The sequence below is a fragment of the Candidatus Binatia bacterium genome, assembly GCA_026415395.1.
In the GTDB taxonomy this organism is placed as follows: domain Bacteria; phylum Desulfobacterota; class Binatia; order HRBIN30; family HRBIN30; genus HRBIN30.
Window position 1 is genome coordinate 329,242 of the sequence record JAOAHD010000003.1, and the last position, 21,498, is coordinate 350,739.

The window sequence follows — 21,498 nt, forward strand, 5'->3', positions numbered from 1 at the left end:
TAATTGAAGGCGCGCTGAGTTCATTGAGGAGTCGGCTAATTGGCAAGCCACCTGACTCTGGATCAGGCGATTGTAGGTTCGAGTCCTACCTCCTCAGCTCAGTTGGTCGGCGGTCGGGCGGCGGCCTGCCGCCCGACCGTGTTTTTGTGCGCGTTCGGTCCCATCGTCTAGCGGTTAGGACGCCGGCCTCTCACGTCGGTAACAGGGGTTCGAATCCCCTTGGGACCACTTTCCCTACAGGCGCTGGCTTACCCGCTGGGTCGCTCCCGGGAACGTCGCCACCCTCGTAACAACAGCCGCCAGGCCAGGAGCGTGATTACCGCGCCGGCCAATAATACGATGAGGCGATGCTCGATCCGAGCAACCTTAGGAAGCAGGTTTTCCACCTGGGCTGCTAGGGCCCATCCGCATGCCATGAACGTCGCTGCCCACAAACTGCAGCCCAGGACATCGAACAAAAGAAAACGAGAGAATGCTAGGCCATTGGCTCCCCAGAACAGCATGCTTGCCACTCGTGCGCCCGGGATCAAGCGCGCAACGGTGATCGCCCACGGACCGTACCCGGATATGCGGTGCTTCGTGACCGCGAATCGCGACGCCCACTTTGTGCGCCGGCCTGAACAGCCCAGGTAGAAGCACAACGAGTCCGCTGTGACGGCCCCGAGCGTGCCCATGGCCCAAGACGCGGGCCAATATAGAAGCCCGTACCGTGCAAGCCCGCCGGCCAGGATCATCACTGTGTCGCCCTCAAAAACAGATCCCAGGTAAGCAGCGAAGAGGCCGTATTTGGCGAGCAAATCTTCCAATGCCATAGTTTCGCTGCCGGAAAACCAGTGCTTCGCAAGACGCGCTACCGACGAGCGTTCGCCTCGTCCCACGCTTGGCGAAGTGCACGTTTGTCCGGCTTGAACATCGGAGTGAGTGGCATATCGCGAATGATGGTCAGGCCGTCCGGCCTTTTAAAACTCGCCAGTTCTCGGCCCACGAAGCTGCGCAACTCCTCCAGCGTGGGTGGGTCGTTCGGGTCTACCGGAACAACAAACGCCCAACCAACTTCACCGAGGCGGCGGTCGGGAACGCCTATCATCGCCACACGAGCCACTTTTGGATGCTGGAGCAAGACGTTCTCCACTTCCATGGGGTAAACGTTGAAACCGCCACGAATGTACATCTCGTTGGCGCGCCCACGTAAGTGGAGATACCCCGCCTTGTCGAGAAATCCCAAGTCGCCGGTATGCACCCATCCTTCGGAGTCGATGGTGCGCGCCGTTGCGTCAGGATCGTTCCAATAACCCACCATGGTGGCTGGCGAGCGCACCACGACCTCACCAATTTCTCCTGCAGGCAGCGGGCGATTCTGCGGATCGACAATCCGCAGCTCCACTCCTGCGGTGGGTTTTCCCACGGTGGCGCAGAGCACTTCGACAGGGTCACTCGGCAGCGACGCCGTAGCGATTCCGACCTCAGTCGAGGAGTAACGTACGCTCACCACAGCGCCGAGCTCGTGCTGCACGCGTTGAATTAGCTCTGGAGCCACCGGAGCCCCCCCGAGCAAAATGCTCCTTAAGCACGACAGGTCATAGCGTGCTCGCCCAGGGTGGTCGAGCAAACTCAGCATTTGCGTGGGGAAGGCACCGAGATGAGGGAGCCGCTCGCGCGCGATTGTCTCTAAGACGGCCGTGGGGTCAAAACGATCGTGCACGATCGACATTGCAACGTTCGTGATCTGAACGGCGATCCGCGCCATCGTGCCCAGGTGAGCAAAAGAAACACCAGCAGCCAAATGCTTGCGCACGGGTTCGAGGCCCGCCTCGTAACGCCGACTTTCGATCGCAGCCAATGCCAGCAAGTTCCGATGGCAGTAACACGCGCCTTTAGGGACTCCGGTGGTGCCGCTGGTAAAAATAATGGTCGCTGGTGCGTCCGGGTCGACGTCCACATCTGGTGCCGTGCCGAGACCGTTGGACAGCCTACGGACAAGCGCCCCTGTATCCGCAAGGTCCCCAGGGTCGATCCAAATGGTGTGTTCCAGTGTAGGCAACCCAGGCGCCTCCTCGTCGATTAAGCGCTGGAAGTCGACACCCTCGTGACCCGTTCGCACGCCCAACAGCAGACGGGCTCCACTGCGGGCCAAAATCGCGCTGATTTCCCGCCGCCTATAGCGGAGGTTCATTCCCGCCGTGACCAAGCCCAGTTGTGCCGCTCCGAGGTACGCCATCAGGTAAAAAGGGGTCGACGGCAGTAGCAATGCGATAACGTCGCCTGGCCGCAAACCTAACGACCAATAGAAGGCTGCCAGCCTCGCGGCGTAGTCCGCCCAGTCTTGGTAGCGGATCGATTCGTCGCCATAACGAAAGGCCAAAGCTTGCGGATGTTCGCGCGCGGTCTCCCGCAACAGCTCGCTAAGATTGCGTGCCTGCCGCATGGTGGGCGACGCTTGTATCACGATTTGCCTGGGGGCACTACGGCCGCCTTGATTGGAAATGGCACTCCTTGATAAGGGCCACCGCGTGGAATCCCGGAGCAACACCAACTTATCTGGATTTCGAATTCTCGACTGTACCGAAGAGCCGGGCTATTTGGCTGGGAAACTGCTCGCCGAGCTTGGAGCAGAAGTCATCAAGGTTGAGCCGCCCGATGGTGACCCGGGGCGTTACCGCGCCCCATTTATAGGGGAAGTGCCCAATCCGGAGTTGTCCGTTCCGTGGCTCGCACTCAATACCAGCAAGCTGAGCGTCACCCTGGACTTGGCCAAACCGCAGGACCGTGCTCTCTTCTTGCGTTTGGTCGCGACTGCTGACGCCCTGGTGGAAAGCGCCGGAGCCGATGTGCGCACTGGACCGCGGGCGCATGGGATCCATGATGCTGACTTACGCCGAGCCAATCCTCAACTCGTGATCTGTCGCCTCAGCCCCTTCGGCACCGAAGGCCCATACGCCAACCGGCGAGGGTCGGATCTTACAATTGTGGCATTAGGAGGGAATTTATACCCCACAGGAAACCCGGACCGTGCACCCGTGCGCTGTTCTCTACCGGTTTCGCACTTTCACGGGGGCATTGAGTTAGCGGTCGCAACCGTCTTCGCTTTGTGGGGCAGAATCACGGCGGGCGTGGCAGAAACCGTCGATGTTTCCCTACAAGAGTGTCTCACCATTCCAAACATGACCACCCCAACGCAGTTTCCGTTCACCGGCTTTACCGGGAAAAGGGTTGGTGGAGGCTTTCGTGGAGCCAAGGCATTCTTCCGCGAGCTGTGGCGCTGCAAAGATGGCTGGATCTCTTTCGCATTACGGGGCGGTCCAGCTCGCAACCCCGGAATTCAAGCACTTGTGGAATACATCCGTGAGTGCGGCATGGACGACCCCGCGTTAAATCGCGACTGGAAAAACTACAACCACAACACAATTTCTCAGGACGACGTCAACGCGATCGAGGCAGCGCTGGAATCGTTCTTTCGCACGCAGACCATGGAAGAACTGTTTCGTGTGGCGTGTGAGCGAAATCTGTTGCTTGCGCCCGCGTTTAGTGCGCGGGAAATTGTCCGGTCGCGCCAACTGGCTGCGCGTGACTTTTTTCTCGACCTCGAAGATCCTGGCCGTGGGTTGGTATTGCGCTACCCCGCCTGTTTCGCCCGAACTAGTCTTGGGCCAGCGCGGATTCGCCACCCGGCGCCGCGGATCGGCGAACACAATCGTAAGGTGTTCAGCGCTTTGCCCCACATCTCTACCGAAGGTTCTCCTTTGAGTTGAGGCCGATGCCAATCCGTTTGTTCGACCAGATTAAGATCCTAGAGTTTGGCGGTGGCGCCGCCGGCCCGCTGGCAACACGTTACTTTGCGGATCACGGTGCGATCGTTGTCCGGGTGGAGTCGCGGGTGCGACCGGACTTTGTCCGACTCCTTCGTTACACGCCCGGAGACCCAGCTGGGCTCGATGGCAGCCACATGTTTGCCATGCTCAATGTCAACAAGCTGGGCATCGCTTTGGACATGTCACGCCCACGGGCGCGAGAAGTGGCCCTTCGGCTGGTAGACTGGTGCGACGTGCTTGCAGAGAACTTTGCTCCCGGAACCATGGCCAAGTGGGGGCTGGACTATGACACCCTGGCTGCGCGGAAGCCCAACCTCATTATGGTGAGTACATGTTTGAACGGACAGACCGGCCCAGAGAGAAACTACCCCGGGTTTGGCGGCCAAGGCTCAGCCCTTGCCGGGTTCAATCATTTGACTGGCTGGCCCGACCGTGAACCACTCGGACCCTATGGCACGATCACCGACTCCTTATCGCCAAGATTCGTCGCCCTGCTCGTAGGCTCTGCGCTTATCCATCGCCAGCGCACTGGACAGGGCCAATACATTGATCTCTCGCAGGTCGAAGCAGGAATTGTGTGCCTGACCGAAAACATTCTGACGTACACCGCAACCGGCGAAGTGCTACAACGGTGCGGAAATCGCTCGCGCTATGCCGCGCCCCACGGCGTGTTTCGGTGTGCCGCAGAAGGCGACGACGATGATCGCTGGATTGCCATTGCCGTTCACAACGATGCAGATTGGCAAACCTTGCGGACCGTGATGGGCGATCCAGAATGGGCCCGAGACTCGCGCTTTGACACTGTGAGCGGCCGCCTCGCCCATGCTGAAGAGCTGGAAGAAAAACTCGAAAGTTGGACCCGCCAACATCAAGCGCGGGAATTGGCAGATCGCCTACTCGGAGCTGGCATAGATGCTGCCGTGGTGTCTAACTTCGCAGAGCTGCTTGCAGATCCTCAGCTTGCGGCGCGCCAGCACTTCCGTACCGTCGAGCATCCGGTCATTGGCTCTCATCTATGTGAGCGGAATGCGATCCGCTTCTCTGAGACGGTGGAGGTAGAGTATCGCCCTGCGCCGCGGGTCGGAGAGCATACGGAGTACGTCTGCAGGCAGCTCTTGGGTATGAGTGCCAAGGAGTACGAAGAGCTTGCCGAGTCGGGGGTTTTTCAATGACCAATGAAAAATACTCCCAATCTTGGCATCTTGATGTTGAGCACACGGCACTTTGCATCGTCGAGATGCAAAACGACATTGTGCACGAATCCAACATTGGCAAGCGGGGCATTAGTGGTGTGCTGGCCGAAGCCGTTGCACAACGTGGCGTTTTACCGCGTTTGCGTGAGGTGCTCCTGGCGTCGCGCGCCGTAAATGTTCCAGTGTTCTATATCAACGTGTCCAACAAACCAGGCTTACCGAGGCCCAACACTCTGTTGCATAAGCGAACCGGCCGGAACCCGCTGTTGATCGAGGGCACCTGGGGTGTACAAGTTCACGAAATGCTCGCCCCAGTTCCATCCGACTTCGTGCTGGAGCGGTGCGTCGGCATTGACGGTTCCTATGGCACGCAGCTTTATCCCCTACTGCGGCTCCTCGGCAAATCGGTGCTCCTCGTCGCGGGCGTCTCCACAAATCTCGCCGTGGAGGGCCTGGTGCGGGGGTCTGTCAACCGTGGTTTCGAGGTGTTGGTGATTGAAGACTGTTGCGCAAGTTACCCCGAGACCTGGCACCGGTTCTCTGTAGAGAACATCCTGCCACTTATCGCCACTGTTACCGATGCTGCCACCGTGCTCGCAAAGCTGCGCACCCATCAGCACCAGGATTGAGAGTATCTTGCCCGATGAATGGTTCGAACTAACAGCCCTACCAGTAACGGCCGACATTACTCTTCGTAAATAAACCTGCCCCCCTCGCTCTCGAACTTCCACACCCCACCCGCTCCTTGCACATGACGGGCCGTACCAACGAAAGTCGTTGCTGTGGCATTGATTGCCAACTCCACGCCGGTGTCAGACTTCGTGTAGCCGTGGAGTTTTGCCTGGCAGTCCGATGCTGAAGTGCAACTAACGTACGAACCATTTGCCGAGAAATATGCCTCCTCAGCTGTGACGGCGTTGCGTAGGTCTCCTTGAGCTAACCCATCGAACGCATGCTGACGGTAAAGGACGAATTGAGGGATCGCTACCGCCGCCAATACGCCCAAGATAGCAATGACTGTAAGCAACTCGATCAACGTGAAGCCTTTATCCGCGTGCCAACGTTGCATACTTAACGGACTTCTGGCGAGCAAACCTCGTACCGCGAACCGAAAGCTTAATCAAGAACTTTCGTTTCGCTGGATTGACCGTGGTTGGTCCTACGGCCCACGACTGTCCGGAAGCTAACTACTAGGCCGTTTGACACCAGTGACAATTTTTGTCGCGCCGTCCCCACGGGAATTGAAGAAAGCGCCTGTGAAAGCGCTATGCGCGTTGCGTAGCGGGTACTCGGCTCCCGTGTCTTGCCAAGGCTGCGTAGACAAGGGAACTGGCTCTTGCTACGCGTTTGCTGATCATGACGCGTGGTTCTGGAGTCCGAGCTAAACCGGGGAGGCGACCGGGAGAGTTCGTCTTGGAGTTGTCGCCCGCATGGGAGTTGCGGCTGCGCCGGGTCGTGCGCGAGCACCTGAGTTCCCGGCTCCCGGACCCTCGGGAACCAGGACTTTCCCGGGCGGAGCGTGAAGCTCGGCGTCGAGCCCGGCGACAGCTCATTCAAAGCTCGGTTTGCCAGCTACTCGCCGACTTGGTGATGGCCGACATCGTGGGACGCGAGGTGGCATTAGCAACACGCTCGTACTTTGGGGTCCGGCGAGGGAGCCTGCGAGAACAAGTCGAACGGTTGTTGCAAGAAATCACTGCTGCTTCTCGTGACAGCGGGCCACTGAGCCCTTCAGCCGGCGTTGCGGGAACGGTGCGCGCCAAGCAGAAAGGCTAACTGCTGCGGATTTGGATGGCCGCGCAGGCTTGAGTTGGGAGCCCTTTCCCCCTTTCTTGGTTCGCCGTGGTAACCCCTAACCCCCGTGGAGCCGAGGAAGCGGTATCTCGGCGGCCGAAGAGCGCGAAGCGACGTGCGAACTCGATGAGCGCATCCGCGCCAGACACGGTTTCCTAGTTTTGCGGAGAGTTGCTGGCGGAGACAACGGAAAAGAGAACGCGCTTAAGGGCAGCCAGTTGAAGCTTCTCCTAGTTGGCTTTTCTGGCGAAAGACACCTGGGCACGTTGCCAGTTAACAAGTTTCCGTCAAAGGTGGTGGTATGGTCAGCTCACGAAAAAGGCGGGTGTTAATCGTCGGTGGAGTTGCAGGCGGCGCTTCCTGTGCAGCGCGGCTACGGCGGTTGGACGAGGAGTGCGAGATCGTGCTGTTCGACCGTGGCCCCCACGTGTCGTTCGCGAATTGCGGTCTGCCCTATTACGTAGGCAACGTGATTACAGAAGAACGCCGCTTGCTCGTCGCCACGAGGGAACTCTTCTATCAGCGCTTCAACATCGACGTGCAAACCCTGACTGAGGCCCGAGCGATCGACCGCGCTGAGCGCCTGCTTCGCGTATGTGACCTGCGAACCGGCAAGGAGCGGCTCGAATCCTATGACGCCCTTGTTCTCGCCCCGGGAGCGGCGGCCATCCGTCCCTCCTGCCCCGGGGTCGAGCTACCAGGGATTTTCTCCGTTCGCAGCATTCCGGACTCTCGGGCAATTCGATCGTGGATCGAGGACAAGAAGCCCGAAAGGGCCGTGGTTGTAGGTGGGGGGCTCATCGGGCTCGAGATGGTGGAGAACCTGGCCCAGAGAGGTCTGAAAGTATGCGTTCTCGAGAAGCTCAATCAACTCGTACCACCGCTCGATCCGGAGATGGCGGCATGGGTCACACAGCACTTAGAAGATCAGGGAGTCGAGGTTCACCTTGGCGATGGGCTGCATCACCTGGAACAGTCCGGAGAGAACTTAGTCGCGGTAACCGATAGTGGTTGCCGATATCCGGCGGGGCTCGTGATCTTAGCTTTGGGTGTGCGCCCTGAAGTACAGTTGGCCCGTGAGGCTGGCTTGGCCATTGGCCCCCGCGGCGGAATTATCGTTGACCAGCAGATGCGCACCTCCGACCCTCACATCTGGGCTGTCGGCGATGCAGTCGAAGTTCACGATGTCGTGACCGGACAAGAAACTATTTTGCCCCTCGCTGGGCCAGCAAACCGCCAAGGTCGGATTGCTGCCGATGCGATCGCCGGCCGCCCGAGTAGGTTCCGTGGTGTTCAAGGCACAGCGATTGTCGGAATCTTCGGTCTTACAGTGGCATGCACTGGAGCAACGGAGAAAGGACTCAGACGCGCGGGGGTGGAAAACTTTCGCGTCGTTTACCTCCACCCTGGTCACCATGCAGGCTACTACCCCGGGGCCAAGCCAATCCACCTAAAACTTCTTTTCTCGGTCGCCGACGGCCGAGTGCTTGGCGCCCAAGCTGTTGGCTACGAAGGCGTGGATAAGCGCATTGACGTGATTGCCACTGCAATCCAGTTCGGGGGAACCGTCGACGATCTCGCTGAAGCGGAGCTTTGCTACGCACCACAGTACGGGGCGGCCAAGGACCCAGTCAACGTTGCAGGCATGATTGCGCAAAACGTGCTCCGTGGTGATGTGGAGCTCGCTGATTGGCAAAACCTCGGGCGCGGGGACATTCTTCTCGTCGATGTCCGCGAGCAGGACGAGTTTGCCGCGGGCCACATTCCCGGAGCGGTTTCGGTTCCGCTGTCGCAGCTCCGCCAGCGGTACATCGCACTTCCTCGCGACCGGAAGCTCTACGTGTACTGTGGCGTGGGACAGCGTGCTTATTTTGCGACGCGCTTCCTTAGCCAACTTGGATATGAGGCCGCGAATTTGTCCGGCGGGTACGCCACCTACCTCGCCATGCGCAGCGCAGGGCTGTTGCCCCGGGATTAGGGCTGTCGCACGTTCTCCAACAAAGAAGCGTAGCGGGCAGCACCAAGCAAGACCAACTCCTCGATTAAAACAACCCGTACGGGGATTGCCTCGAGCAGAGGGCGCATCCGTCCTTTGTTGAGAAATGCTTCGATGAAGCCTCCTCGCTCCAGCAAATCGAGGTTCGTAACCGCAATAGATCCGACCACATATACGCCACCTATCGCCATCAGCTTCAGCGCCAGATTTCCTGCCTCGGCCCCATATAGCCGGCTGAAGAGCCGCATAGCCTCGGCACAAAGCTTCTCGCCCTGGCGGGCTCGCTGCACAATTTCCTCCGGAGAGAGCGCTGCATTGCCCTGCTCAGCGACATCGTGTGAGGACGAGCCCTCGCCCCGATAAAAGCTTAGAAACTCGTAAAGGTTCACGAGGCCTGGGCCGGACAGGACGCGCTCCCAACTCACGTGACCGAACCGCTTGCGCAACCACAGGAGCAATGCGTCTTCCAGTTCGCCGCAGGGTGCAAAGCTCGTGTGTCCGCCCTCAGTGGCAAAGGGGCGGTAATTGGCACCATCCCAGTACAAACCTGCTTCCCCGAGCCCAGTACCCGCGGCAATCACTGCACGGTTGCCCTGCGCCGCACCCAGCCCAGGCTGCAACGTGTAACAGTCGCCCTCCGACAAAAGAGGCACCGCGTAAGCCGCGGCTTCGAGGTCATTGAGTACCCGAACGCAGCCAATACCCAACTCTGCTGCAAGCTCTTGGGCATCCACACTCCATGGCAGGTTGACCGTGACGCTCCGCCCAGCCACTACCGGACCAGCAACGGCGACTGCCAGCCGGGACGGCAACTGGCCACCCACCTTCACGATATAGTCACTCAATAACTTCGGGAGCGAGGCAATCTCTGCCGTCAAGAACTGTTGTAACGCGATCGACAGGCGCAGATTGCCAGGCTGAAAGATCGCAACCCTGGTTTTTGTGCCACCAATGTCTACCGCCAGGATCACCGAGAGCCTCTGCAGCGCGAAGCGATTCCTACAAAATCGTGGCTAAGAACTGCCGGGCAACTTCTTGCACCTCTCGCAAGTGCTCCGCCCCACGGAAGCTTTCCGCGTACAGTTTGTAGACGTCCTCGGTGCCCGATGGGCGGGCTGCAAACCAAGCATCTTCGGCAACAACCTTGATCCCACCAATGGACGCTCCATTCCCAGGCGCTTTGTCGAGCACGGCGATGACGCGTGAACCAGCAAGCTCACGAAGTTGGACGTCGGCGGCACGGAGGCTCGCAAGCTTTTTCTTCTGGTCCGGTGTCGCTGGAGCATCAATCCGCTGGTAAGCGGGGCTGCCGAACCTTTGCTCGAGTTTCCGATAGACGTCAGCGAGGTCAGCCTGCAAAGTCGAATGAATTTCCGCAGCGAGTAAGTTCAGCACAATGCCGTCCTTATCCGTCGTCCAGGCCTTACCATCTCGAGCAAGCAACGTGGCCCCTGCACTTTCTTCCCCGGCGAAAAGCACAGAACCCTCAAAAAGGCCACTCACGAACCACTTAAAGCCCACCGGGACCTCGAACAGTTCCCGCCCGAGGGCAGCCGTGATGCGGTCGATCATTTGTGTGGTGACCACTGTCTTCCCTAGGCGGCCAGCGGTCGGCCATTGCGCGCGGTGGGGGAAAAGATAGGAAACGGCAACGCTTAAATAGTGATTCGGGTTCAGAAGACCGCCGGCTCGTGTCACGATGCCATGCCGATCTGCGTCTGCATCATTGCCGAAGGCAATGTCGAACCGGTCACGCAGGTCGATGAGTTTGCGCATTGCATAAGGGGAGGAGCAGTCCATGCGGATGCGCCCGTCCCAATCAGCAGGCATAAACCGAAACGTTGGATCGACCTCCTCGTTCACCACCTCGAGTTCCAGCTTGTACCTCTCCGCGATCCGTGACCAGTACGTAACAGCGGCTCCTCCCAAGGGGTCGACGCCGATGCGCAGGCCCGCACGGGCAATTGCGTCAATCTCGATAACCTCCGGCAGGGTGTCGACGTACGAGGACAGATAATCGAACGTGTGCACTGTGTCCGCCTTCGTTGCCCGCGTCCACGATACTCGCCGGACCCCTCCGGGAGCACGCAGCAACTGGTTCGCCCGCTGCTCGATCCACCTGGTTGCTGCCGTGTCTGCCGGACCTCCGTGCGATTCGTTGTACTTGATCCCGCCATCTTCGGGTGGGTTGTGGGACGGGGTCACGACAATCCCGTCGGCCAGCCGCCGTTCACGGCGGTTGTGGCGCAGAATCGCGTGGGAGACCACTGGAGTCGGCGTGTAGCCGCCCTCCGAATCCACCAAAACTTCCACCCCGTTGGCGACCAGCACCTCGATGCTCGTGACATAAGCTGGATAAGAAAGGGCGTGCGTATCGCGCCCCAAAAACAACGGGCCTGAGATGCCTTTTGCCTTCCGGTAGTCGCAAACCGCTTGGACGATCGCCGCAATGTGGGTCTCGTTAAAACTGCCCTTTAGCGAGCTACCGCGGTGCCCCGATGTGCCGAACGTTACACGCTGTCGTTCGTCTTCCGGGTCGGGCTGCTGAGTGAAATAAGCACTCACCAGCTTCGTGACATCCACCAGCGCACTCGCGGGAACCAGCTCTCCTGGGATCACGGTTGGAACGCCATCCATCGTCTCCTCCTATGACATCGTTGGCCTCGCGCGCACAATGGCCGAGGCCATGCCTCCGCATTCCGTACTCGATGCGAGGAAGGCTCGATTGATTGCCGGGTCACTCCGATTCGTCTCCCCTTCACTGGCCCAACTCCACGCTCCTTGCTAGCACGTGGCAAGGGAAAGCGACCATGAAGCAAATCGTCTTGCTGCGCCACGGCGAGAGCGTCTGGAACAAAGAAAATCGCTTTACCGGATGGACGGACGTGGGCCTCAGTGAGCGTGGAATAGAGGAAGCAAAGCTTGCGGGGCAGACGCTGCTGGAGCACGGATTTCGCTTCGACGTCGCCTTTACGTCAGTACTCAAGCGGGCAATCAAAACTCTCTGGATCGTATTAGAGGAAATGGACCTCATGTGGATTCCTGTCCACAAGAGCTGGCGTTTGAACGAACGCCACTACGGGGCGCTGCAGGGCCTGAACAAGGCGGAAACAGCGGCCAAGCATGGCCTGGAGCAAACCCAGATTTGGCGACGCAGTTACGACGTGGCCCCGCCTCCCCTCTCCGCTGATGACCCACGGCACCCGCGCTTTGATCCCCGTTACCAAAAACTGCGCCCCGAGGAACTCCCGTCAACAGAGTCGCTCAAGGACACCGTACAGAGATTTCTGCCCTACTGGCACGAACACATTGCGCCCAGTGTCCGCGCGGGTGAGCAGGTCATCATTGCCGCACACGGCAACAGCTTACGCGCTTTAGTGAAGTACTTGGATGAGATTTCCGACCAGGATATTGTTGGTCTCAACATCCCAACGGGAGTCCCGCTCGTCTACGAGCTGAATGACGAGCTTCGTCCCATCCGCCACTACTACTTAGGCGATCCGGAGCAAATTGCCCGGGCCACCGCTGCCGTCGCCGGACAATTGACCCAGAAGGACTGAGGTTACTTCCCGTCCTTCTCCGCCAGCAAGGCAAGAAAGTCGACACAGCGCGCAGCGTAACCGGCTTCGTTGTCGTACCAGCTCACCACTTTGAAAAAGCGGTCGTTGAGCTCAATGCCCGCTTTCGCATCGTAGATACTACTATGGCGATCACCAATAAAGTCACTGGAAACGACTTCATCCTCCGTGTACGCGAGGATTCCCTTCAAAGGACCTTCGGCTGCCGCTTTGACGGCTGCATTAATCGCGGCAAGGCTTGTCGGCCGTGAACTTCGAAATGTCAGGTCCACCACTGACACATCCGCGGTCGGGACGCGAAAGGCCATACCGGTGAGTTTGCCCTTGAGCTCAGGGATGCAAAGCGTGACCGCCTTTGCTGCCCCCGTACTTGCGGGTATGATATTTTGGTAAGCATTACGCCCACCGCGCCAGTCCTTCTTACTCGGGCCGTCCTGAGTCGGTTGGGTCGCGGTGACCGCGTGGACGGTCGTCATCAACCCTTCTTCAATGCCGCAGTGCTCGTGAATGACCCTTGCCAGCGGAGCAAGGCAGTTGGTCGTGCAACTCGCGTTGCTGATCACCTGGTGCTTTGCTGGATCGTACTGATCCGCGTTCACGCCGAGGCAAAACGTCGGCACCTGTTCGGGGCTACTCTTCGTTGGGGCCGAAATGATGACCCGCTTGGCGCCGGCGGCAAGATGTTTTGCGGCAGACTCGTAGTCAGTAAAAAGTCCCGTGGACTCGAGGACGTAATCGACACCCAGCTCGCGCCAGGGCAGCTCCGCAGGATCCTTAATCGATAAGGCCCGAGTGGATTTTCCATTCACGGAAAATCCGTCGTTCGTGACTCGGATTTCCGCTAGCCGCCCCTGTAAGCGGAAGCGCCCGTGCGTCGTATCGTACTGCAGGAGGTACGCCAGGTTGTCCGCCGGAACGAGGTCATTGACGGCAACAATGTCGAAGCCCCGCTCGGCCGCGATTCGATACACGAGACGGCCTATCCTGCCGAATCCGTTGATTGCCACACGAAATGCCATTCTCGCCTCCTGCAACGGTGTCCGTTGGTGGAAAGCCACGATAGAAAGGCCGCGCGGGCCATGCAACTTTGCCAGTTGTCAAGGTGGCCACCAGTGGATCTTGCGTCGGTGCGGGAATTCGTCTTTTTAAGCCGCCGCGCGCCCGTAGCTCAGTTGGACTAGAGCGGCTGGCTTCGAACCAGTAGGTCGGGAGTTCGAATCTCTCCGGGCGCGCTCTTCCGGACCGCGACGGCGGAGCCTTCGTGCAACGCGGGGGCGGCTCATCGAATCACCGCCCCTCTCCCCCAACGTCGGCCGCACTGTGCCCGTCACGAAGTCCCAAGTTCCCCAGCGGCACGGTCGCGCTGCGCCTCAACGAGCCCAAACGCAAAGGGAGGGCAATTTCTTAGCGAGCCACTTTCCACACGGTTCCCTGTGGAGTGTCCTCGAGTACGATACCCTGCTGGCGCAGTTCCTCCCGAATGCGGTCGGAGGTCGCAAAGTCCTTGCGGCCGCGTGCTGCTGCGCGTTCGGCAATTTTCGCGGTCACGTACTCGCGGCTGAGACCATGTTGGCGCAAGTGGCGATCTTTTTCTTCTTCGAGAACAAGACTCGGGTCATTGCCGGCAACGCCCAAAACCCCACTGATCTCGCGTACGGTTGCCAGCAAATGCCCCAGCTCTCCAAGCCGCTTCTCGTCCATGAGGCGGTTGAGATCGCGAACAATGTCGAACAGAACGGCCAGAGCGCGGGCTGTGTTGAAATCGTCATCCATTGCGTCGCGAAATTCTGTGATGCGCTCTGAATCTGCATCAGTCGCGGGCCGTACGCCAGTAAAGTAGGCGCGCGCCAGGGTGTCATACACTCGCCCGAGCGCACGGGCAGCCTCGTCTAACCGTTCAGGGGCAAAGTCCAACGGGCTTCGGTAGTGAGTCCCCAACACGAAGAGGCGGATGGCTTCTCCGCCCGCTCGAGCGGCGGCCTCGGCAACGGTCATGAAGTTGCCAAGCGACTTCGACATTTTCTCCGCGCCGATGGTCACTAAGCCGTTGTGCAGCCAGTAGCGCGCGAATTCGCAGCCGTGGGCCCCTTCCGACTGCGCGATTTCGTTTTCGTGATGAGGAAAAATTAGATCCGCGCCCCCACCGTGAATATCGAACGGCTGACCTAGGTACTTGGTGGCCATGGCCGAACACTCAATGTGCCAACCCGGGCGGCCCGGCCCCCACGGGCTCTCCCACGTCGGCTCACCTGGTTTGCTTGCCTTCCACAACGCGAAATCCATCGGGTGCCGCTTCCGTTCATCGATTTCGACACGGGCTCCAGCCAACATATCTTCCAGACGCCGCTTGGAAAGCTTTCCGTAGCCGGGGAATTTTTCCACGCAAAAGTACACATCACCGTCGGCCACATAGGCGAGCCCACGATCGATGAGCTTTTGAATGAGGGCGATCATGTCGGCGATGTGCTCGGTGGCGCGCGGCTCTCTCGTAGGACGCAAACAGCCCAGCGTGCGGACGTCCTCATCGAACGACGCTAAGTTTGCGGCAACAAGCTCCGCAGTGCTCACGCCCGCTTGCTGTGCGCGGGCGATAATCTTGTCGTCAACGTCCGTGAAATTGCGAACGAACGTGACCTCGTAGCCCAGCCACTTGAGGTACCGGAAAACCACATCGAAGGTTACCAACGCTCGGGCATGCCCTATGTGAGACCGGTCGTACACCGTGACCCCGCACACGTACATGCCCACCGCGTTGGGACGCAGTGGAACAAACGGCTCGACTTGTCCCGTGAGCGTGTTGTGAACCCTTAGAGCCACGGGACTCCCCACTCCGCGAGGCAACCTGCCGTTGCACCCACCTCCGCAGGCACAATCCCAAACTGCTGTTTCACTCTTCCTCCTCTCGCAGTCTCGCCAGCACGCTAAAGTCCTCTAGTGTGGTCGTATCCCCGAGAGTCTCCTTGCCTGCAGCGATGTCGCGGAGCAGTCGGCGCATGATTTTCCCAGAGCGCGTCTTCGGTAGTGCCTCTGCAAACCGAACTTCCTCGGGCCGCGCAAACGCACCGATTTCCTTGGCTACATGGTCGCGCAGCTCGAGCCGGAGCTCCTCCGTGGCCTTGTAACCAGCTTCGAGAGTAACGAACGCGACTATCGCCTGGCCTTTGATCGCGTCGGGTCGACCAACCACCGCAGCCTCCGCCACCGCGGGGTGACTCACAAGTGCGCTTTCAATCTCCATAGTGCCCAGGCGATGGCCCGCGACGTTGACCACGTCGTCGATGCGGCCCATGATCCAAAAATACCCGTCTTCGTCTCGGCGGGCTCCGTCGCCGGTGAAATACATGCCGGGTATTTGAGACCAATATTGCTGGACGTAGCGGTCCGGGTCTCCATAGATCGTGCGCATCATACCGGGCCACGGCTGGCGAATGACAAGGTAGCCACCTTGGTTAGCTCCGACGGAAGCCCCTTCTTTGTTAACCACGTCAGCGACAATTCCGGGAAGTGGATGACAAGCCGACCCAGGCTTGGTGGGTGTAACTCCTGGCAGTGGGGAAATCAGGATGCCTCCAGTTTCGGTTTGCCACCAGGTGTCCACGATTGGGCAACGGCGCTTTCCGATTTCCTCGTGGTACCAAATCCACGCTTCAGGATTGATGGGCTCGCCTACAGAGCCTAGCAGCCGAAGGCTTGAAAGCCGGTGTCTGCGCGGCCACTCGCGGCCCCACTTCATAAAGCTGCGGATTGCCGTCGGAGCTGTGTAGAGGATCGTGACGCCGTACTTATCCACGATCTGCCAGAAACGGTCGGGCTCCGGGTAGTTGGGTGCACCTTCGTACATGAGGGTGGTCGCCCCGTTGGCGAGAATGCCGTAGACCACGTAGCTATGCCCCGTCACCCAGCCGACGTCTGCGGTGCACCAGTAAGTGTCGTCATCCTTCAGGTCGAGCACCCACTTAGCGGTGATATACGTGTGCACCATGTACCCACCCGTAGTGTGCACAACACCCTTGGGCTTCCCGGTTGTCCCGCTAGTGTACAGGATAAATAGCGGGTGTTCCGCTTCTAATGCCTCGGCGGGGCACTCATCGCTCACTTTTTCCATCAGTTCGTGCCACCATCGGTCGCGTCCGCCTTTCATCGCCACGGTTTCGCCTGTGCGCCGTAGGACCACGACACTCTCCACCGAGGGAGCATCGCGGAGTGCCTCGTCTGCGTTGGCCTTGAGAGGAACCACACCGCCGCGGCGGTATCCGCCATCGGCAGTCACCAACACTTTCGCTTGCGCATCTACCAGCCGGCTCCGCAACGCATCGGCGCTGAACCCGCCAAACACCACACTATGCGTAGCCCCAATGCGAGCGCACGCCAGCATGGCAATCGCGGCCTCCGGCACCATGGGTAGGTAGATCCCAACTCGGTCACCCCGACCGACCCCGAGCATCCGAAGTACGTTTGCGAAACGACAGACTTCCCGGTGAAGATCGTGGTAAGTTAGGAGGCGACTATCTCCCGGCTCCCCTTCCCAGATGATCGCCGCTTTGTTCCGCCGCCACGTTTTCAGATGCCGATCGATACAGTTGTGCGCCAGGTTCGTCGTACCTCCGACGAACCATTTGGCAAAGGGCGGCTTCCACTCGAGTACCTTGCTCCACCGGGCAAACCATTCGAGCTCACCCGCGATGTCCGCCCAATAGCCCTCGAGATCCTCCTGAGCCTGGCGGACGCGGGCTTCATATTCAGCACGTCCCAAATTTGCCCGGGCGCTGAACTCTGCGGGAGGGTGAAACACACGTTGCTCACGTAATACGGACTCGATGTCCACATCTGTTACCATTGTCCTTCCCTCTCATCCGCGAACGAACCGTCTCTCAGCTCCTTCTATTGAGCGGCCGTGATCACAGGAGCAGAAGTTAGTGCCCAAAGCGCTGCCGCGCGTCAAGCTGCTCCTGTCCCTTCTGGAAGCCAACGGTCAACAGCAAGGCCAAGAGCCATTCCGAGGTCGATTAATTCCTGAGCCGATACGGGCACCTGACGAACACCCCTTTGATGCCAGAGCTTGAAGAACAAGTTTTGCGCTTTTCTCAAGTCGATCGTCACACCCAACCTCTGGCTTCCTTCAAGCAATAGGCGCGCCCGCTGGTGGCAATGCTCGCCGGTCTCCTCCCAAACACACGCCACCGACTCGGCAAGAGCCTGGCCGAGTACTTGCGACGCCATGTCTTTTTCGAGCTCCACTCCCCACCGCAACGCATCGTCGACAACAGCGGCCACTTCATCAAGCTCGGCGTTTGCCAAAGCAAATTCGCGCAGCCGCTCCTCCCATCGGCGCTGAACAACAAACCGCATGGCAATCCGTAATTCTTCCGGAATCTCCAGGTTGTAGTGTACGAGGAACTCTATCAGCCGGCGGTTGTCGCTGACGATTCGCTCATACACGCGGCTCGCGCGGGCCAACACTTCGCCAGTGACTTGGGCAAGGATGCGACGCCTCTCAGAGACGAACATGTCCGCAAGGGTAAAGCGCCCGTCGACGAACCTGAGTTGAAGTTCTCCCAGGAGATCGACGATCGGTTGGGTACGGAACATTCGCAGGAGATGTTCTCGCCACTCGGTATCGCGAGCTGGTTCTGCCGCTCCCGACACGCAGAAGAAATCGTGCCCGCCAAGATGCACCGCCACATAGTCCAGCACCTGCTCTTCCCCAGTGCTGCGATCCAGAACCTCGACCTGACCTGCGGTGAACGAGGGCGTTCCGCCCGTGTCGAATACACGGCCCTTCGACGTGAACCGATACACGTATTGCTCTTGCACAACAGGTGGCGGATCGAAAAGAGCATTCATGGCATAGTGAGCGACCACACGCCGAAGGTCGCTCATCCGCGGACGGACCAGGCGCTCAAAAATATCCACTCCGTCCTGATACTGAGTGAAGTTACTGCGGATCGGGCGCAGGCGCTCCAAGAAGGCCGGCCACAGGTTTGACCCGAGCGCTGCGGCGAGTTGCACCACTCGGGCGGCGTAGGTTAACACCTGTGTAGTCTCCAGGCCGGTCGGATCGTCAAAGAACCAACCGCAACTGGTGAACATCAGCATCGCGTGTCGCTGCAACTCTAGGAGCTGCCAGACCCGCACCCCTTCATCTTTCGTCAACGAGCGCCGCGCATGTTGTTTTAGGAACCACTCGCGTTGCTCCGCTGTTCGCCGTAGTAGGACGTGGATATAACCGTCCCGCGCTTCCCACGGGTCGCTTAGATACAAGGCCGCCTGCGCCTCGAACAAACCATCGACTTCGCCCTTGAGCCAATCGAGAGCCTCTCGGAGAGGGGCTCGCCATTCGTGCTGCCACGATGGATGCCCGGCGTGGCAAGAACAACCGGCTCGCCAGCGTTCCACTCCATGGGCACAACTCCACGACGTCAGCGGACGGATTTCCACCTGATCGCGAACCTCGACTTGCCGTAAGTACGCGGCATAGTTCGTTAACGTGACCCGTGGATCCCGCTCCATCGAATCCAGCGCCGCGGCCAGCGCCATTTCCCCGAACCGGTGGTGATGGCCATAGGTTTCGCCATCAGCCGCGACATGCAGGATCCCGTTCTCGTGCATCGTTAAGGCACGGGCGATGATTCTCTCCGCTAGGGCGCGCCCGTTTTGCAGCCAGCCTTCGAAGGCGATCCCACGGGCAACCGGGCCGTCGTAGAAAAAGATGACGATGGACTTGCCACCTCCTAAGTTGCACTCATACGGGCGGTACGGGTCGACCCCTTCACCGTGCGTGTCTTGCCAGGGACCTCCGCCATAAGACACGCGGCGGGCTTGGTGCGGTGCGAGAATCGTAAAGCGAATCCCATGATCGCTTAAAACTTGCAAACACTGCTCATCGACAGCGGTTTCTGGAAGCCACATCCCTTCAGGGCGGCGGCCGAAGCGAAATACAAAATCCTCGATACCCCAGCGAACCTGAGTCACCCGATCCCGCGGTGAAGCCAACGGCAAGATCACATGGCCGTAGACTTGAGCTATGGCGTTGCCACATCCGTAGCGGGCCTTCCCCTCGCGGTCCGCGCGGATGATCTCCTGGTACAGCGTGCGTTGGTAGCTAGCGAGCCACGACAGCAACGTCGGCCCAAAGTTGAAGCTGATCGAAGCATAATTGTTGCGCAAAGTCGCGATTTTCCCGCGCTCGTCCAACACGCGCGCGGCAGCATTTGGCTCGTAGCATTCAGCCGTTATCCGCTCGTTCCAGTCATGATACGGCGCGGCGGAATCTTGCGGCTCGATCACTTCAAGCCACGGGTTTTCACGCGGAGGTTGGTAAAAGTGGCCATGAATGCAGACGTAGCGCTTTCCAGGATCCATGGATAAGCCGACAACGGTCGCCACTTTACGGAAATGGTGCAAGCAGGGTCAACTAGGCAGTGACGGAGTGATCGTCTGAGCTCTTTCTCGACGGCAGGCTGGGATGCCGCGCGGTCGTTTCGTGCGTTTGCTTCTCGGAAGCGGCAGGGGAAAAACCGGAGCTGAGTAATGGGTGCAGCGACAGCGCATATACCCAGGGGCGTGTGGTAGCAAGGATGGAGAAAAGGACCCACACGGAACGGCGACAAAACAATTCGGTTGACCACCATCGTTTCCCTCAGTAGTGTGCCCGACATGCAGGTGTTGCGTTCAAGGCGGTCGTGGTTCCTGCTGGTTGTCGGTTTGGCCGTTGGCAGCCCCGCACTTGCGGACATTTACGTGTACCGAGACTCGCGCGGCGTACTCCACTTTTCCAATGCCCCTGCGGAGCCGCGCTTTCGCTTCTACCGTTCGGAGAAGGATACCTGGCGGGTTGCCCGTTGGACGAGTTGGGGGCGGCGCTACGCCGATCCCACTCGTTATAAGGCGTATGAAGCGATCGTCCGCGAGGCAGCCGAGCGCCACCAGGTGGATGTTGCCCTGGTGAAAGCGGTGATTCGTGCCGAGTCGGACTTTGTGCCTGACGCCGTGTCGCCGAAAGGTGCTCTCGGCCTCATGCAGTTGATGCCCGCGACGGCTCGACGTCACGGCGTGTTCCGTGTGTTCGATCCGCGTGAAAATATCGATGGCGGAGTGCGGCACCTGCGTTATCTTCTCGATCGCTTTAACGGTAACTTGCGCCTGGCGTTGGCGGCCTATAATGCCGGCGAGGCAGCCGTGGATCGCCACGGCGGTATCCCACCTTATCCCGAGACTTGGGAATATGTGGCACGTGTGTTGAGTTTTCGCGACCGCTACCTGCAAGACAAGTATGCACAGCGGAACTGATAGCGGGCGTTGGCAGATTGCGGAAAGAACTCGTCAACTGGCCTAACTTTTTCACTCTTGTACGGATTTTACTGATTCCCGTCGTAGTGGTGTTTTTGACCGACCCTGGCCCTCGGGCGGCGATTGCGGCGACGGGAACATTCTTTCTGGCTTCGTTGTCCGATTTTCTCGACGGCTACTTGGCGCGCCGCTATGGGTTGAGCACCACCCTCGGCAAGATTTTGGACCCTTTGGCGGATAAACTCATTGTGGCGGCCGTTCTCGTGATGCTGGTCGCCATGGGACGCGAGCCCCAAGTTCCCGGCTGGGCCGTGGCCGTGATGATTTCGCGCGAAATTGCTGTGACCGGCTTGCGAGCCGTCGCACTTGCACACGGCGTTGTTGTGGAAGCGGAGACTCTCGGCAAGTACAAAATGGTCTTGCAGATGTTTGCCCTGCACGGGTTGCTGCTCCATTACCCATTCTTCGGCATCGACTTTTTCTCGATCGGTTTGTACTTCTTTTGGCTTGCGCTCGCCGTAGGTGTGTGGTCTGGGGTCGAATACTTTCGGCACGTGTTGCCGCAACTTTGGCGAAGTGGAGCCCCAGCTTCGCTGCCCCGATAGCTGCCACAAGAATGTGGGGCGCTTCCGCGGCAGTTCTTCGCTTGCAGGGCTGCGGCGTGGATGTTAGCAAGGCGCCCGTTCCTGAGGGAGCACGCGCCCTTAGCTCAGCTGGATAGAGCACAAGACTACGAATCTTGGGGTCGGCCGTTCGAATCGGCCAGGGCGCGTTACCCAACCCCCTAATTTTCCGCCACTTTCGTTCAAACAACTGTTTGGCCAGGTCAAGCAAAAACC

The 21,498-nt window shown here is 59.3% G+C and carries 16 protein-coding genes, 4 tRNA genes and 1 pseudogene; 12 read left to right on the top strand and 9 right to left on the bottom strand.

The genetic code is table 11. The annotated features are described in order from the left end of the window. Positions 1–24 precede the first annotated feature (24 nt). Both N3C12_04390 and N3C12_04395 read left to right on the top strand, forming a co-directional pair. Positions 25–97 (top strand) — tRNA-Gln (locus N3C12_04390). Between the two features lie 59 nt (positions 98–156). Beyond that, positions 157–228: transfer RNA gene (locus N3C12_04395), tRNA-Glu, on the top strand. Between the two features lie 20 nt (positions 229–248). Here N3C12_04395 and N3C12_04400 read toward each other — a convergent pair. Continuing rightward, on the bottom strand, positions 249–812 hold the full coding sequence (locus N3C12_04400) for a DedA family protein (GenBank protein ID MCX8071675.1): 564 nt from the start codon (positions 810–812) through the stop codon (positions 249–251). Positions 813–850: 38 nt separating this feature from the next. Next, positions 851–2,425 carry an AMP-binding protein gene (locus tag N3C12_04405; protein ID MCX8071676.1) on the bottom strand — a complete coding sequence of 525 codons (1,575 nt, stop codon included), beginning with the start codon at positions 2,423–2,425 and terminating at the stop codon, positions 851–853. 58 nt (positions 2,426–2,483) lie between these two features. Between N3C12_04405 and N3C12_04410 the strand changes: the two genes are divergently transcribed. The 3 genes from N3C12_04410 to N3C12_04420 are packed head-to-tail and all read left to right on the top strand — an operon-like array spanning position 2,484 to position 5,631. Beyond that, entirely contained in the window at positions 2,484–3,749 is a 1,266-nt protein-coding gene (locus tag N3C12_04410) for a CoA transferase (protein MCX8071677.1), read from the top strand. A gap of 5 nt (positions 3,750–3,754) precedes the next feature. Continuing rightward, entirely contained in the window at positions 3,755–4,981 is a 1,227-nt protein-coding gene (locus tag N3C12_04415; GenBank protein ID MCX8071678.1) for a CoA transferase, read from the top strand. Next, the gene (locus N3C12_04420) at positions 4,978–5,631 is read left to right on the top strand and encodes a cysteine hydrolase (protein MCX8071679.1); all 654 of its coding nucleotides are present in this window, start codon (positions 4,978–4,980) and stop codon (positions 5,629–5,631) included. Before N3C12_04415 ends, N3C12_04420 begins: the two co-directional genes overlap by 4 nt. A gap of 341 nt (positions 5,632–5,972) precedes the next feature. Here the strand turns inward: N3C12_04420 and N3C12_04425 are convergent. Further along, a pseudogene (locus N3C12_04425) lies at positions 5,973–6,071 on the bottom strand (prepilin-type N-terminal cleavage/methylation domain-containing protein). 287 nt (positions 6,072–6,358) lie between these two features. Between N3C12_04425 and N3C12_04430 the strand changes: the two are divergent. Both N3C12_04430 and N3C12_04435 read left to right on the top strand, forming a co-directional pair. Continuing rightward, complete coding sequence (locus N3C12_04430; protein ID MCX8071680.1) at positions 6,359–6,778, top strand: hypothetical protein; 420 nt, start codon at positions 6,359–6,361, stop codon at positions 6,776–6,778. A gap of 319 nt (positions 6,779–7,097) precedes the next feature. Beyond that, positions 7,098–8,774 (top strand): FAD-dependent oxidoreductase, encoded by a 1,677-nt coding sequence (locus tag N3C12_04435; protein MCX8071681.1) that lies wholly within the window; start codon positions 7,098–7,100, stop codon positions 8,772–8,774. On the opposite strand, the gene glk is transcribed toward N3C12_04435, so the two are convergent. Then, positions 8,771–9,763, bottom strand: a complete 993-nt coding sequence (glk, locus tag N3C12_04440) for a glucokinase (protein MCX8071682.1) — start codon at positions 9,761–9,763, stop codon at positions 8,771–8,773. The two genes, N3C12_04435 and glk, sit on opposite strands and share 4 nt — an antisense overlap. A 28-nt stretch (positions 9,764–9,791) precedes the next feature. After that, positions 9,792–11,429: a phosphoglucomutase (alpha-D-glucose-1,6-bisphosphate-dependent) gene (pgm, locus tag N3C12_04445; protein MCX8071683.1), complete on the bottom strand. Its 1,638-nt coding sequence runs from the start codon at positions 11,427–11,429 to the stop codon at positions 9,792–9,794. 173 nt (positions 11,430–11,602) lie between these two features. On the opposite strand from pgm, the gene gpmA reads away from it, so the two are divergent. Continuing rightward, positions 11,603–12,352, top strand: coding sequence for a 2,3-diphosphoglycerate-dependent phosphoglycerate mutase (gene gpmA, locus N3C12_04450; protein ID MCX8071684.1), 750 nt, complete (start codon positions 11,603–11,605; stop codon positions 12,350–12,352). 2 nt (positions 12,353–12,354) lie between these two features. Here gpmA and gap read toward each other — a convergent pair whose 3' ends face one another. Next, positions 12,355–13,389 (bottom strand): type I glyceraldehyde-3-phosphate dehydrogenase, encoded by a 1,035-nt coding sequence (gap, locus tag N3C12_04455; protein ID MCX8071685.1) that lies wholly within the window; start codon positions 13,387–13,389, stop codon positions 12,355–12,357. Between the two features lie 138 nt (positions 13,390–13,527). Between gap and N3C12_04460 the strand changes: the two genes are divergently transcribed. After that, positions 13,528–13,602, top strand: a tRNA-Arg gene (locus N3C12_04460). A gap of 172 nt (positions 13,603–13,774) precedes the next feature. Here N3C12_04460 and cysS read toward each other — a convergent pair. The 3 genes from cysS to N3C12_04475 form a co-directional block, all read right to left on the bottom strand. Next, on the bottom strand, positions 13,775–15,187 hold the full coding sequence (cysS, locus tag N3C12_04465; GenBank protein ID MCX8071686.1) for a cysteine--tRNA ligase: 1,413 nt from the start codon (positions 15,185–15,187) through the stop codon (positions 13,775–13,777). A 70-nt stretch (positions 15,188–15,257) separates the two neighbouring features. Beyond that, complete coding sequence (acs, locus tag N3C12_04470) at positions 15,258–17,195, bottom strand: acetate--CoA ligase (GenBank protein MCX8071687.1); 1,938 nt, start codon at positions 17,193–17,195, stop codon at positions 15,258–15,260. A 113-nt stretch (positions 17,196–17,308) separates the two neighbouring features. After that, entirely contained in the window at positions 17,309–19,732 is a 2,424-nt protein-coding gene (locus N3C12_04475; GenBank protein MCX8071688.1) for a DUF3536 domain-containing protein, read from the bottom strand. Positions 19,733–19,990: 258 nt separating this feature from the next. Between N3C12_04475 and N3C12_04480 the strand changes: the two genes are divergently transcribed. The 3 genes from N3C12_04480 (at position 19,991) to N3C12_04490 (ending at position 21,431) form a co-directional block, all read left to right on the top strand. Then, positions 19,991–20,659: a lytic transglycosylase domain-containing protein gene (locus N3C12_04480; GenBank protein ID MCX8071689.1), complete on the top strand. Its 669-nt coding sequence runs from the start codon at positions 19,991–19,993 to the stop codon at positions 20,657–20,659. Between the two features lie 17 nt (positions 20,660–20,676). Next, positions 20,677–21,264: a CDP-diacylglycerol--glycerol-3-phosphate 3-phosphatidyltransferase gene (pgsA, locus tag N3C12_04485; protein ID MCX8071690.1), complete on the top strand. Its 588-nt coding sequence runs from the start codon at positions 20,677–20,679 to the stop codon at positions 21,262–21,264. Between the two features lie 93 nt (positions 21,265–21,357). Further along, positions 21,358–21,431: transfer RNA gene (locus tag N3C12_04490), tRNA-Arg, on the top strand. Positions 21,432–21,498: the final 67 nt, after the last annotated feature.

Coding starts and splice junctions, on each gene's coding strand:
- N3C12_04420 (MCX8071679.1), top strand. CDS start 4,978: ATGACCAATGAAAAATACTCCCAATCTTGGCATCTTGATGTTGAGCAC.
- N3C12_04475 (MCX8071688.1), bottom strand. CDS start 19,732: ATGGATCCTGGAAAGCGCTACGTCTGCATTCATGGCCACTTTTACCAA.
- gap (MCX8071685.1), bottom strand. CDS start 13,389: ATGGCATTTCGTGTGGCAATCAACGGATTCGGCAGGATAGGCCGTCTC.
- N3C12_04400 (MCX8071675.1), bottom strand. CDS start 812: ATGGCATTGGAAGATTTGCTCGCCAAATACGGCCTCTTCGCTGCTTAC.
- N3C12_04435 (MCX8071681.1), top strand. CDS start 7,098: ATGGTCAGCTCACGAAAAAGGCGGGTGTTAATCGTCGGTGGAGTTGCA.
- N3C12_04405 (MCX8071676.1), bottom strand. CDS start 2,425: ATGCGGCAGGCACGCAATCTTAGCGAGCTGTTGCGGGAGACCGCGCGC.
- N3C12_04410 (MCX8071677.1), top strand. CDS start 2,484: ATGGCACTCCTTGATAAGGGCCACCGCGTGGAATCCCGGAGCAACACC.
- N3C12_04430 (MCX8071680.1), top strand. CDS start 6,359: ATGACGCGTGGTTCTGGAGTCCGAGCTAAACCGGGGAGGCGACCGGGA.
- gpmA (MCX8071684.1), top strand. CDS start 11,603: ATGAAGCAAATCGTCTTGCTGCGCCACGGCGAGAGCGTCTGGAACAAA.
- pgm (MCX8071683.1), bottom strand. CDS start 11,429: ATGGATGGCGTTCCAACCGTGATCCCAGGAGAGCTGGTTCCCGCGAGT.
- N3C12_04415 (MCX8071678.1), top strand. CDS start 3,755: ATGCCAATCCGTTTGTTCGACCAGATTAAGATCCTAGAGTTTGGCGGT.